Below are 12,505 nucleotides of genomic sequence, written 5' to 3' on the forward strand. Positions count from 1 at the left end.
TTCTCACATATTTTATATAATTTTGCAATGATTATGGCAAACGAGAAAACAGACCAGGAATTTAAGAGCGTGATGCGGGAATGCCGGTCGCTCTTCGAGAAAAAGCTCCACGATTATGGGGCTTCGTGGCGCATCCTGCGCCCCTCGTCGCTCACCGACCAGCTATTCATCAAGGCCAAGCGCATCCGCTCGCTTGAGCTCCAGAAAGAGTCGCTGGTGGGAGAAGGCATCCGGCCAGAGTTCATAGCCCTCATCAACTACGGCATCGTGGGGCTCATCCAACTCGAGAAAGGCTTTGTCGACGCCGTGGACATGACCTCCGAGGAGGCTCTGGCGCTCTACGACCGGCATGCACGGGAAGCCTACGAACTGATGCTGAAGAAGAATCACGACTATGGAGAAGCGTGGCGCGACATGCGGGTGAGCTCGTATACCGACTTCATTCTCACCAAGGTAGAACGCGTGAAGGAGATAGAAGACCTGCAGGGACAGACTCTCGTGAGCGAGGGCATCGACGCCAATTATATGGACATCATCAATTACTCTGTGTTCGGAGCCATCAAGCTGAAGGAGAGTGAATAGGCTGAAGACGATACTGACCAATGTGTGCCGCCTGGTGCTTGCCCTGACCTTCATCTTCTCGGGATATGTAAAGGCCATCGACCCGCTGGGCACCCAATACAAGATTCAAGACTATCTCGAAGCCATGGGGCTTGTGGGCGCACTCCCCGACTGGGGTGCGCTCGGCATATCGGTGGCTCTGGCAGCCTTGGAATTCTGTCTGGGCATATTCGTGCTCTTCAATATCCGTCGCCGTGCTACCTCAAGGGTAATGCTCGCCTTCATGGTGGTCATGACCCTGATAACGGTCTGGGGCGCCATCTGGAACCCCGTGAAAGACTGCGGCTGTTTCGGCGATGCCATTAAACTCACCAACACAGAGACTCTCCTGAAGAACCTCGTGCTCCTGGCGTGCGCCGCCGTGATATTCACATGGCCGCTGCGCATGACAAGGTTTATCTCCGAGAGCAACCAATGGATCGTCATCAACTTCACGATACTCTATATCCTACTGTCGAGCGCCTACAGCCTCTATAAGCTGCCGCGATTCGATTTCCGTCCCTACCACATCGGGGCAAGCATCAAACAGGGAATGGAAATCCCCAAAGGAGCGGCATCGCCGCGGTTTGAGACCACCTTTCTGATGAGGAAAGACGGCAAGACAAGGGAGTTTACGCTTGAAAACTACCCTGATTCCACCTGGGAATTCATAGATTCCAAGACCGTGCAAACGGCAGAAGGCTACACGCCGCCCATCCACGACTTTTCCATTCAGGAATATCAGAGCGGAAAGGATATCACCCAGAAGGTGCTCAACGACAAGGGATATACCTTCCTGCTCATATCACCCCATCTGGAAAATGCCGACGACACCAACTTCGGCGATATCGACCAACTCTACGAATACGCGCAGGAACAGGGCATTCCGTTCTATTGTCTGACAGCAAGCGACAAGGATGCCATGCAACGGTGGATTGACCTGACAGGAGCCGAATACCCTTTCTGTATCACAGACGAGACCACGCTGAAAACCATCATACGGAGCAATCCGGGACTGCTGCTGCTGAAAGACGGTACCGTCATCAACAAGTGGAGCCACAACTTCCTGCCAAAGAACAGCGAACTGACCACCCCACTGCAGCAGTCAAGCATCGGACAGATGCCCCGGGATGCCGTCGCGGAAAAGATTGCCAAAGTGTTCCTGTGGTTTGTCCTGCCACTCCTGCTGCTGACATTTGCCGACCGCATGTGGGCTTGGAGCAAGTGGATACGCAAGAAACAAGAGAAACTGAAACATGATATATCAACTTTAACAAAAGAAAAAAATGAGAAAGAAAATTGTAGCCGGTAACTGGAAGATGAACAAGAACCTCCAGGAAGGCGTCGCTCTGGCAAAAGAGCTTACGGAAGTAGTTAAGAATCCTAACTGCGGAGTCATCATCTGCACACCCTTCATTCATCTTGCCAGCGTGGCAGACATCGTGAAAGGCAGCCCCATCGAACTGGGTGCGGAGAACTGCGCGGACAAGGCAAGCGGTGCTTATACGGGTGAGGTATCCGCAGAAATGGTGAAGTCTACAGGTGCGGAATATGTCATCCTCGGCCACTCAGAGCGCCGCGAGTATTATAAAGAGACTCCGGCCATCCTCAAAGGGAAAGTGGAACTGGCGCTGGCAAACGGCCTGAAGGTCATCTTCTGCATCGGAGAGTCGCTCGCACAGCGTGAGGCCAACGAGCAGAATGCCGTCGTAAAGGCAGAGCTTAAGGGCTCAGTATTCCATCTCACGGCAGAGCAGTGGAAGAACATCGTGATTGCTTACGAGCCCATCTGGGCCATCGGTACCGGTAAGACGGCAACAGCCGAGCAAGCAGAAGAAATCCACGCCTACATCCGCTCTTGCGTAGCAGAGGTGTACGGAGCTGAAGTTGCCGACGGCACAACCATTCTCTATGGCGGCAGCTGCAAGGCAAGCAATGCGCCCGAACTGTTTTCAAAGCCTGATATTGACGGCGGCTTAATTGGCGGTGCTTCGCTGAAAGCAGCCGACTTCAAAGGTATCATCGATGCCTGGAATAAATAAAGCAATATCAAGAGCCCGCTGCTTCCCGTGCTAAAACGGGAAGCACGGGCCTATTTTCCTAACTACGACAAGATGAAACATTTCGTCATATTATTAATATGTATCATATGCTCAGCGGCTGCCGCCGACGCACAGACCTATCTTGACCATCTCCGACAGAAGAACAAGGGACAGGGAACTGTAACGGTTATCCAGAGCAAGGAGATCGACGAATTAGTGAACGGCAGCCAGACGAAAGTGAATCAGGATGTAAAGACCGGCGAGAAGCCGGACACGAAGAAAATAGAGGGAACCCCAGCTGTCGCAACAAACAAGAAAGAGGAACCCAAAGAAGAAGACCATACAACGGAAAAGCTCCACGAAAAGGAAGCTCTCATTCCTCCCAGAAAGATAGAAGGAAAGGAGGGCGAGACGGAACTTGCCACCGTCGACATGCGCAAGAAGGTGATGCTCAAGAGCTATAAGGTTACCGGATACAGGGTCCAGGCCTTTGCCGGAGGCAACACCCGTGCCGATCGCCAGATGGCAGAAGGTATCCGGACTGCCATCAAAACAAAGTTCCCCGACCAGCCCGTATATGTACATTTCTATTCTCCCAGATGGATATGCCGCGTAGGAAACTACCGCAGTTACGAGCAAGCCAGCTGGATGTTGAAGGAAATCCAGAAGATGGGATATAAGGCGGCCACCATCGTCAAGGGCAAGATTACCGTCCAGTATTAACTATGAACCCAGAAACAGAACTGCGCGAGGGACTCGAGGAACTCGCCGCTCATTATAGAGATATCCTCCGCCTGCTCGGAGAAGACGCGACCCGTGAAGGATTGGAGAAAACTCCCATGCGCGTGGCAAAGGCCATGCAAATCCTCACCCGCGGCTATACGCAAGACCCCAAGAAGGTTCTCACCGACGCGCTCTTTAAGGAAGAGTACAGCCAGATGGTCATCGTGAAAGACATAGACTTCTTCTCCATGTGCGAACACCACATGTTGCCATTCTATGGAAAGGCACATGTTGCCTATATTCCCAATGGATACATCACGGGGTTGAGCAAGGTTGTCCGGGTTGTCGACATCTTCAGCCACCGGCTTCAGGTACAGGAGCGGATGACGCAGCAAATCAAGGACTGCATCCAAGAGACCCTGAAGCCTCTCGGGGTGATGGTGGTCATCGAGGCAAAGCACATGTGCATGCAGATGCGCGGCGTGGAGAAGCAGAACTCCATCACGACAACGAGCGACTTCAGCGGTGCCTTTAATCAGGCCAAGACCCGCGAGGAGTTCATGAACCTACTGCGGGGAGAGTCCAAGAGAATCTAAGGAAAGCCACCGCGGGAGAATGTCTAATGATATAAAAAAATAAGATATGAAGTTCATTTCATGGAATGTAAACGGCTTGCGGGCCTGTGTGGGAAAAGGATTTAAGGAGAGTTTCGAAGCCTTGGACGCAGATTTCTTCTGCCTTCAGGAAACCAAGATGCAGGCCGGACAGCTCGACCTGCAGTTTCCCGGATATGAGTCTTATTGGAACTATGCCGACAAGAAAGGCTATTCCGGCACTGCCATCTACACCCGCCACAAGCCCCTGGGCGTAACCTGCGGCATCGGTATCGACCAGCACGACCACGAGGGACGCGTCATCACACTGGAGATGCCCGAGTTCTATTTAGTTACGGTCTACACACCCAACTCTCAGGACGAGTTGCGCCGACTGGACTACCGCATGCAATGGGAGACCGACTTCCAGAACTTTCTCCACAAACTGGACGAGAAAAAGCCGGTGATTGTCTGCGGAGACATGAATGTAGCTCATGAGGAAATCGACATCAAGAACCCCAAGAGCAATCGTCGCAACGCCGGATTCACCGACGAGGAGCGCGAAAAGATGACCACCATCCTGAACAATGGCTTCATCGACACCTTCCGCACGCTGCATCCGGAGCAGGTAACCTATTCTTGGTGGAGCTATCGCTTCCATGCCCGTGAAAAGAACGCGGGCTGGCGCATCGACTACTTCCTGACATCAGAACGCCTGAGAGACAAGATTTCAGAGGCCAGAATTCATACAGACATCTTCGGAAGCGACCATTGCCCCGTAGAATTAGACATGAGATAGAGCCATCTCCCCTCACACAGGGGAGAAGGGCCTACCGGCTATCCTGACACCTGCCGCGGTCCGTTCATCATGAAAAAATAAGGAGGGCAGCTCTCGCGAGTTGCCCTCTTCTCCATTAAGATTAGTAGTTATATTATTGTAAGAGAGATCTGATTTCTGAAACCGGGCGCTTCTCCATCTGCCCGTCCTTGCCGGTTATGACGAAATAATCGTGCTTCGACTGGCCGTTGGCAAACTCTATGACCGCAATGCTGCCGTCGTTCATCTGAACCGTAAAGTGCCCCTGGCGCTTTCCATTCACATACTTGCCGTGAACTTTCTGCATGCCGTCAGGATAATAGGTGGTAACCTCGCCTTCGAAAATCGTATTGTTATCATTGCCGAGGTCTACGAAATTGTAACCCCCTTCGGCCTTCAGAGTCCCATTCAGATAGAAGTCCTGGAAGACATCACGCTTGTTGGCGCCCGTACCCTGGGTCATGAGGAGGCGATAATAGTCGGCCTCACTGCGCCCGGAGACGCTCATCTTGTCAGCGGAATAATAAATTGTGTCAGAAGCAATTACTGCATCCGGACTCACATGCTTGCGGCCGTAGCTTGCCACGGTCATCAAAGCCATCATTGAAAATAGAATAATCTTCTTCATTTTATACAGTACTTTAGGTTTTTATCTTTATTTTCGGCTGCAAAGATATACATTTTATTTCATACGACAAAAACTCATTAACAATATTTTATAAGTTTTTTTTATCTATAAGAACCTTTAAAACACAAAGATTGCCTAAGATCTTAAACCTATATATACCGCCCGCAAAACTGACAAAAAGAAATATTGATAGCAAAAACAGGGGATAAAACGCCTAAAAAATAACATATTGACACTTCTTTTCAGCAAAACATTGTCTTTGCGACAACCAACAGAAGCCTTTTCTGCAACTCGTGGTTTGTAAACATTTATACAAATCTCAATGTTCTTAATATAACAATTTGCAAAGCATTTAGCAAGGCAACACATTACTTTAGCTTACACTTTGAGAAGTGAAAGCCTTGTCTTACTTATCAAAGAAAAAAACTATTGACTTATCAGAAGGTCGGCCAGGGTTGTCCCCTGAGCAAAAATATCCAAATCCACCTCTGTCTTGATACCATTGATATAGCCTTGGTCGGTATGCTGCCAGATATTATGCTCTCCTGCTCCTTCCACCATGGGCTCCTCTCCATTATAGCGGGCAAGAAAGATATTGAAATGGTTGAAACGCGGGGCGAGCCACTCATTATAGAACTTGGCATAACTGTAGATTATCGGGTAAACACCGTAGTGCTTCTTGACATACCAGCAGAACAAGGCCAGACTGTCCTGAAGGGCTTTCTTCCCCCACCCTTTCACGCCTTCAGGCTCCACATCTATCATCGGGCGCAGCTTCTGCTCCTTGGGCTTCACATGCCGCCTGAAGTGGGAAAACTGGTCGGTGATGGCGCTTGAGGAGGTCAGATAGTGATACGAACCCACATTCAGACCCACCAAATTGGCCTCCCGGATATTCCGCTCATACATGGAGTCAAGATGGGTGGAGCCCTCCGTCGCCTTGACATAGACAAACTGGATGGCCGTGTCTTGCGCCACCGCCATCCAGTCGATGATGCCCTGATGATGAGAGACATCGATGCCGTCGTATCGCTGTTCTATAAACTCGCGCCTCTCCACCTGACCGCCCACCAGGAAATGAGCGGCCTCGTCATTGAACAATAGCACCACCGCTAAAAAGACGAAGAAAACGGCGGCCACGCCCGCAAGAAGCCATCCAAACGCCTTTTTGCGCCGTGAGTGGCGGTGGTGATGATGGTGATGTCTATGTGCCATAACCGTTATTCCAATCGAAAGCCCAAGGGCAGGTCCAGGATCGTGGCCACCGGCTCGCCCCTTTGCTCACCCGGAATCCACTTCGGCATGAGTTTTACCACGCGCACAGCTTCCCGGTCAAGTGCCGGGTCTACGGGAGAGACCACCTTCACATTCCCCACTTCGCCGGTCTTGCTAATCACGAATTCCACCATCACCGTGCCGCCCACCTTCCGGGCAGCCACCTCGGCCGGATAGTTCACATTCGCCTTGAGAAACTTTGCAAGTCCATCAGCGCCTCCCCTGAACTCCGGGGCCTTGTCCACCTTATTATATATAGGCTCTCCCTGCCACAGCGAATCCTCGCGAATCGTCGACATCGGCCCTGGGGGAGCCTCCTTTTCCAGAATGCCGCGAGCCTCCCTGGTAAGCAGCGAGCGATAATCTTTCACGCTGAGGCGTGTGGTAAACGGCAGATATTCCTCCTCCGTCATATACAGCATGTCGAAACAGAAGTCGCTGTCCGCCAGATATCCGTCAAGGAAAGTTATCCCCAGCATGTCGTCGCCGAAGTCAATAGAGGCGTTGCGTGCCAGCTCGAGGAGCATGCCCGCCCCGTAATAGCCGTTCTCAAGGCGTTGCGTTCTAATCAGGTCTTTCATCCTCAGCACTCGCTGCTGCTGCAGGTCGTAGGTGATATAGTGCCTCACCGTGTCTCCCCTCTGTGTCGAGAGCCTCTCCGGAGTACACCGATAGCTCAGCTCATAGGAGATGTAGCGGTTCGCAAGATGCCCCTTCTGCCTCAGGCTCACCTCCACATAACAGAACTTCCGGTCGTCGGGAATGGTCTTGAACTGCTGCACTACGGGGTCTCCGAAGCGCTGCAGGAAAGCCGCATAGCTTTTCTCGAAACCGCTGAACTCGCCTTGCGACCCGAAGAGCATACCGGCTAAATAGGCCTGCAGGTTCTTTACATGGAAACCGTCTACATATTCCGGCCACTCCAGGTCTACATCGATGACATTCATTTCCTCTCCTCTATGATAGAAGAAATGGTCTTTCTGATAGCGAATACAGCTGTTCTTGGGCGCGGCATGGGCGTTTGCGGCCATCAGCAGCAAGGCCATGAGCAGAAGTTTCTTCATCGGCGCTCCTCCAAGTCCATGGCTCCCGTGAAGCGAATGCCATCGCGCTCGTGGGCATACACCACGATAGAGGCGCTCCCATTGGCAAACAGCTCGATGTTATAGACAAACTCATCCTCCTCGTTGCGTGCCTTTATCTGCACCTGATAACTGCCTTTCTTGCCCTTGGCCACCTGATAATCGGTCGCCAGAGCCGTGAAGTTCAGCCCCTTGCCACCGCCGTAGGGCACATTGTAGGCACGGCCGAAATAAGGCAGATACGAAATCAGGGTGTCGCCGTGCAGGGTGAGCGCATAGTTGGGAGTAAGCTGTTTCACCGGACCGCGCATCGGCTGCATGTAGTTCACATGAATCGTGAAATGACGGTCGTTGAGGTTCGCTGCCAGCTGCTGCTGTTCGCGGGCTTCCTTCGCGGCTTTCTCCTCGGGCGTCAGGCGCATGGTGGAGCAGGCAGCCACGGCCAGCGCCATAAGGGTCAGTAATATAAGTTTCTTCATCTTACCTCTGTTTTTACGGGCTAATTTACGATTTTTATTTCATACTTGCAATAGTTGTATGTTTTTTTAACCTTGGTTCCGCCAGTCAGCCATCAAGACCGTTACTGAGAAAGAGGGCTTCCCGTCTGACAAAATCGGCGATTTCGTCCGACGATTTCGGCGATTTCGTCAGACAATCTCGGCGAAATTGTCATTCAGGAGATGGCTTCCGGGATTACAGGAGTTTCAGGCGGAGACTGTTCAGAACGACGCTGACGCTGGAGAATGCCATCAATGCCGACGCCCACATGGGCGTAATCTGGAAGTCGACGCCGAAAAGACGAAGCACGCCTGCCGCCAACGGGATGCACACAAGATTGTAGATAAACGCCCAGAAAAGATTCTCCCAGATCATCCTGACGGTTTTCTTAGAGAGGCGGACGGCCTCCGGGATGCTCCTGAGGTCGTCGCCCATCAAGGTAACCTGCGCCACATCCATAGCGACATCCGTTCCCCGGCCCATGGCGATACTGACATCGGCAAGGGCGAGAGCCTGCGTGTCGTTGATCCCATCACCCACCATGGCCACCTTTCTGCCCTCGGCTTGGAGCGTGCGCACGAGATTCTCCTTGTCCTGAGGCAAGGCCTCGCTCTGATAACGGCTGATTCCGGCCTGTCCGGCCCAATACTTTGCCGCCGCTTCCTTGTCGCCACTCATCATATAGACCTCAATGCCCGCATCCTGTAAGGCAGCCATGGCCTCACGGGCATGCGGTTTCAGCGTCTCGCGCTCTTCAAGAGGCAGGTCGTCGGCCTTGGTGAAGTCGATGTTCCGGTTAGGCACCGTGAGGGTGCCGGTTTTATCTACGACCACGGCATCCACCGCTCTCAGGCTTTCCAAAGCCGTCGCGTCCTTGATGAGTACCTGCTTCTCCGCGGCCTTTCCGATACCTACCATCAGGGCCGTCGGCGTGGCCAGTCCCATGGCACAGGGACAGGCTATGACCAGAACGGCGACCGACGAAAGAATGGCATGCGGCAATCCGGCATTTCCGCCGACAGCCCACCAGAGCAGGAATGTGAGCAAAGCAACCCCCGCAACCGATGGCACGAACACCAAGGCCACCTTGTCCACGGCACGCTGCACAGGAGCCTTAGAGCCCTGAGCCTGCTGCACGATGCGGATGATATGGGCAAGAGCGGTATTCTCGCCTATCTGACGGGCCCGAAAACGAAACTTGCCCTGTGAGGGAATAGTTCCCGCCATGACCTTCGAGCCCTTCCTCTTCTCGGCGGGAGTCGGTTCGCCGGTTATCATACTCTCGTCGACATAGGCGGCGTCCTCGGTCATAAAGCTTGTTGCCCATATCACCTCGCCGTCCACGGGAACCTTCTCGCCGGGGCCGACCTCAAGCACATCGCCGACCTCTATGGTTGAAATCGGCACCTCCTCCACCTTGTCGTCAACCACGATGTGTGCCGTCTTCGGGGCCAATCCCATCAGCTGGCGGATGGAAGAGGCCGTTCCGTTCTTGGCCTTTTCCTCGATCAGGCGCCCGGTCAGCACAAAAGTGATGATCATGATGCTGGCATCGAAGTAAGTGTGCCATTCTATCCCACGGGCACTCCACGCCTCGTCGCCGAAGAATGTGTTGAACGCGCTGAAAAGAAAGGCTATCGCCGTAGACAGGGCCACTAAGGTGTCCATGTTAGCTGAGCCATGACGAATCTGCCTCCAGGCCGAAAGATAGAAGTCGCGCCCACAATAGAAAAGGTTCGCAAGTGAGAGAAGGAGCGAACACTGATTGGCAACATCTCTGTCTCCAAGCCGTATCCACTCCATGGAAACGGACATCACGAGAAGGGCGATGGCCCATGAGAAAAGCGTCTTTCGCCGCAGAAGCTGATACTCGCGGCGCTCTATCTCGACCGCAGAACGGTCGGATTCTATCACAAGGTCATAGCCAATGCCGTTGATTTCCTTTTTCATGGTCTCCAGGGAAATCGTCTCCGGATCGTAGTCCACCAACGCCGAGCGGCCGGGGAGAGAGACGGAGGCCTCCCTGATACCCTCCAGCGAGTTGAGCTTCCTCTCCACATTGGCGGAACAGGAAGCGCAGGCCATACCGATAACGGGAATCGTCTTCTTCATCTTCTACAGCTCCATTTCGTAACGACCGCTCGCCTCCACGGCAGTCTTAATTGTCTCGGGATTCACGATAGGCGCATCGTATTCCACGGTAACATTCTTATTCTCGAGGCTCGCCTCGGCGGAAACCACGCCACTCAATGCCCTTATCGCGCTTTCTACATTGGCCTTGCAATGCACGCACTTCATTCCGTTTACGGTAAATACATTCTTTTCCATCATCTTTCTACTTTAAATTCCTGCCGCAAAGATAATGGAAAATCGGGAGATAAACATTACAGAATTCCGGATAAAGATTATAACTTTTTGCCGGACCACGACCTCCCTAAACCTTGTCAAGCGGCTTCCGGGGCTTACTTTTCAACGCCTTGAACCGTGAAGGGGTCATTCCCGTAACGCTCTTGAACTGGCTCGACAGGTAGGCCACACTCGAATAATTCATCTGAAAGGCAATCTGAGTGAGCGAAAGTTCATCATAGAAAATGAGTTCTTTCACTCTTTCAATGCGCTGCTCGATATAATAACGCTCAATGGTCTTTCCTACAAACTCACTGAAAAGCCGACTCAAGCCACTGTAGTCGCAATGGAGTTCATTCGAAAGATAGTCGCTCAGATTCACGGAAGACTGGTTGTCGCGATAATGCACAAGCCGGATGATGGCACTCCTGATTTGTTCTATCATCTGCTGATGCCTGTCATCGAGCAACTCAAAACCCATCGCGGCGAGGTCGGAAGCCAAACGGTCGTGCATGAGGACATTGACTTCTCCCTCTATACGGACCATTCCAAGCTCTATATCCACCGGCGTAAGACCCGCGTCGCGCAGTATCTTGCCGACGGCCATCTTGCATCGGTCGCACACCATATTCTTTATATACAGGGTCGTTTGCATCGTGCTCTACAAATGTTAAAGTTTCACGGGATAACTTACCACCAGCTCCGTGAAGTCGGCCTTCGTCAGATGGGCCTTTACATTGATGCCCACCGTCAGATTACGAAGTGCCTGAAGGCTGTAATGAAGCCCGACATGTTCATAGTAAGGCTTCTCCAAAGCCTTTGCGCTCGTTCCCATCTCACGATACAGATAATAGCCCAACGCCATATCCAACGAGAAATTGTGATAGAAAACGGCGTGCTTGGCCGACAATCCGAAAGACCAAGGGCTGTGCCTGACGCCCGCGGCGGCATCCATTTCAGCTATATGAGCGGAATAAGTCCCATAAAAAAAGTCGGCGCCAATACCGCTTGCCCACCTACGGGCATATCTATACATCAAGTCGGCCCGCACGGAATAGGCCGTATAGACATGGAATCTGGAACGGCGATAATCCGCCTCCTGCGGAGAGGTCTGGAACTGGGTGCGCTGCCAGTCTTCGTCCAAAGTCTTAGCTCCCACACCAAGCGTGAGATTCATGTACCAATACTTTCGAAAGCAGGGGTTGTACCTGATTCCATGATCAAGCAGTTTCCCGTAATAAGGATAATACACCAAGGCTAACGACGGACCCAGATAATTGGCTCCTTTATTCGGCCGATTGAGTGCCCCATTGCTATGATGGAAGAATTCCATGCCGACCTTCAGCCCCCACTTTTGCGCTATCCGATAGGTGGCATGGAGACCCGCTCCAAAATAAATCAGCCACCTCGAACCGATAAATTCATCGTCGGCATTGTCGCCAAGGGCATACTTACGATGTGCATAAGCCAGCCCAAAGGATAGCGTATAGTCGGTTTCCCAATGACCAGTCCGGAAGAATGGCCGTGCAAAAGAACCATAGACACTGAGAATATTGCCCAGACGGGACTCGTAGTCTACAGGCTCCAACATGCCCCATTCCTGATTCTCTCCACGGTGCATGGTAACTCGGTTGATGCCATATTTCATTCCCAGGCTTAATGTCGGATATCCATAATCAGCCGCATAGGCATCGCTGTCTGTGGGAAGTGAGACATGCAGAAGCTGTCCCTCTAATGAAAATGAGTGTTTCCGTTTAAGCCACATGCGCACATAGCGGTCTAATCCCACCACGGTGGTGGGCTGTATGCTCACGCTCCCACCCCAACGGGATGCCGTATCTCTCTCTTCTGCATATATCGGTAATCCCACGAAAAGAAGGAACACGAGTGCAATGCGCATG

The 12,505-nt window shown here is 52.2% G+C and carries 14 protein-coding genes; 6 read left to right on the plus strand and 8 right to left on the minus strand.

The features are described from left to right. Positions 1–33 precede the first annotated feature (33 nt). The 6 genes from C7120_RS00265 (at position 34) to C7120_RS00290 (ending at position 4,757) form a co-directional block, all read left to right on the plus strand. Positions 34–582: a DUF1599 domain-containing protein gene (locus C7120_RS00265; protein WP_107619854.1), complete on the plus strand. Its 549-nt coding sequence runs from the start codon at positions 34–36 to the stop codon at positions 580–582. Next, positions 575–1,912, plus strand: coding sequence for a BT_3928 family protein (locus C7120_RS14310; RefSeq protein ID WP_107619855.1), 1,338 nt, complete (start codon positions 575–577; stop codon positions 1,910–1,912). The genes C7120_RS00265 and C7120_RS14310 overlap by 8 nt, the downstream gene beginning before the upstream one ends. After that, positions 1,887–2,642: a triose-phosphate isomerase gene (gene tpiA, locus C7120_RS14315; protein WP_107619856.1), complete on the plus strand. Its 756-nt coding sequence runs from the start codon at positions 1,887–1,889 to the stop codon at positions 2,640–2,642. The genes C7120_RS14310 and tpiA overlap by 26 nt, the downstream gene beginning before the upstream one ends. A 72-nt stretch (positions 2,643–2,714) precedes the next feature. Then, a complete protein-coding gene (locus tag C7120_RS00280; protein WP_107619857.1) occupies positions 2,715–3,365 on the plus strand; it encodes an SPOR domain-containing protein in 651 nt (216 codons plus the stop codon). Between the two features lie 2 nt (positions 3,366–3,367). Next, positions 3,368–3,961, plus strand: coding sequence for a GTP cyclohydrolase I FolE (folE, locus tag C7120_RS00285; RefSeq protein WP_107619858.1), 594 nt, complete (start codon positions 3,368–3,370; stop codon positions 3,959–3,961). A 46-nt stretch (positions 3,962–4,007) separates the two neighbouring features. Continuing rightward, positions 4,008–4,757 (plus strand): exodeoxyribonuclease III, encoded by a 750-nt coding sequence (locus tag C7120_RS00290; RefSeq protein WP_107619859.1) that lies wholly within the window; start codon positions 4,008–4,010, stop codon positions 4,755–4,757. A gap of 133 nt (positions 4,758–4,890) precedes the next feature. Here the strand turns inward: C7120_RS00290 and C7120_RS00295 are convergent, their stop codons facing one another. The 8 genes from C7120_RS00295 to C7120_RS00330 form a co-directional block, all read right to left on the minus strand. Then, positions 4,891–5,403, minus strand: coding sequence for a VCBS domain-containing protein (locus C7120_RS00295; RefSeq protein WP_107619860.1), 513 nt, complete (start codon positions 5,401–5,403; stop codon positions 4,891–4,893). 426 nt (positions 5,404–5,829) lie between these two features. Further along, complete coding sequence (locus tag C7120_RS00300; RefSeq protein ID WP_107619861.1) at positions 5,830–6,618, minus strand: glycoside hydrolase family 25 protein; 789 nt, start codon at positions 6,616–6,618, stop codon at positions 5,830–5,832. 5 nt (positions 6,619–6,623) lie between these two features. Beyond that, a complete protein-coding gene (locus C7120_RS00305; RefSeq protein WP_107619862.1) occupies positions 6,624–7,742 on the minus strand; it encodes an energy transducer TonB in 1,119 nt (372 codons plus the stop codon). Then, a complete protein-coding gene (locus tag C7120_RS00310; RefSeq protein ID WP_107619863.1) occupies positions 7,739–8,239 on the minus strand; it encodes a DUF4251 domain-containing protein in 501 nt (166 codons plus the stop codon). The genes C7120_RS00305 and C7120_RS00310 overlap by 4 nt, the downstream gene beginning before the upstream one ends. Positions 8,240–8,453: 214 nt before the next feature. After that, the gene (locus C7120_RS00315) at positions 8,454–10,370 is read right to left on the minus strand and encodes a cation-translocating P-type ATPase (protein WP_107619864.1); all 1,917 of its coding nucleotides are present in this window, start codon (positions 10,368–10,370) and stop codon (positions 8,454–8,456) included. A gap of 3 nt (positions 10,371–10,373) precedes the next feature. Then, entirely contained in the window at positions 10,374–10,586 is a 213-nt protein-coding gene (locus tag C7120_RS00320; protein ID WP_107621322.1) for a heavy-metal-associated domain-containing protein, read from the minus strand. 106 nt (positions 10,587–10,692) lie between these two features. Further along, the gene (locus tag C7120_RS00325) at positions 10,693–11,259 is read right to left on the minus strand and encodes an AraC family transcriptional regulator (protein WP_107619865.1); all 567 of its coding nucleotides are present in this window, start codon (positions 11,257–11,259) and stop codon (positions 10,693–10,695) included. Between the two features lie 15 nt (positions 11,260–11,274). After that, positions 11,275–12,504 (minus strand): acyloxyacyl hydrolase, encoded by a 1,230-nt coding sequence (locus C7120_RS00330; RefSeq protein ID WP_107619866.1) that lies wholly within the window; start codon positions 12,502–12,504, stop codon positions 11,275–11,277. Position 12,505: the final 1 nt, after the last annotated feature.

The sequence above is a fragment of the Prevotella sp. oral taxon 376 genome (assembly GCF_003043945.1).
Classification (GTDB): Bacteria; Bacteroidota; Bacteroidia; order Bacteroidales; family Bacteroidaceae; genus Prevotella.

Coding starts and splice junctions, on each gene's coding strand:
- C7120_RS00305 (WP_107619862.1), bottom strand. CDS start 7,742: ATGAAGAAACTTCTGCTCATGGCCTTGCTGCTGATGGCCGCAAACGCC.
- C7120_RS00280 (WP_107619857.1), top strand. CDS start 2,715: ATGAAACATTTCGTCATATTATTAATATGTATCATATGCTCAGCGGCT.
- C7120_RS00315 (WP_107619864.1), bottom strand. CDS start 10,370: ATGAAGAAGACGATTCCCGTTATCGGTATGGCCTGCGCTTCCTGTTCC.
- C7120_RS00300 (WP_107619861.1), bottom strand. CDS start 6,618: ATGGCACATAGACATCACCATCATCACCACCGCCACTCACGGCGCAAA.
- tpiA (WP_107619856.1), top strand. CDS start 1,887: ATGAGAAAGAAAATTGTAGCCGGTAACTGGAAGATGAACAAGAACCTC.
- C7120_RS00295 (WP_107619860.1), bottom strand. CDS start 5,403: ATGAAGAAGATTATTCTATTTTCAATGATGGCTTTGATGACCGTGGCA.
- C7120_RS00290 (WP_107619859.1), top strand. CDS start 4,008: ATGAAGTTCATTTCATGGAATGTAAACGGCTTGCGGGCCTGTGTGGGA.
- C7120_RS00265 (WP_107619854.1), top strand. CDS start 34: ATGGCAAACGAGAAAACAGACCAGGAATTTAAGAGCGTGATGCGGGAA.
- C7120_RS00320 (WP_107621322.1), bottom strand. CDS start 10,586: ATGGAAAAGAATGTATTTACCGTAAACGGAATGAAGTGCGTGCATTGC.
- C7120_RS00310 (WP_107619863.1), bottom strand. CDS start 8,239: ATGAAGAAACTTATATTACTGACCCTTATGGCGCTGGCCGTGGCTGCC.
- C7120_RS00330 (WP_107619866.1), bottom strand. CDS start 12,504: ATGCGCATTGCACTCGTGTTCCTTCTTTTCGTGGGATTACCGATATAT.
- folE (WP_107619858.1), top strand. CDS start 3,368: ATGAACCCAGAAACAGAACTGCGCGAGGGACTCGAGGAACTCGCCGCT.
- C7120_RS00325 (WP_107619865.1), bottom strand. CDS start 11,259: ATGCAAACGACCCTGTATATAAAGAATATGGTGTGCGACCGATGCAAG.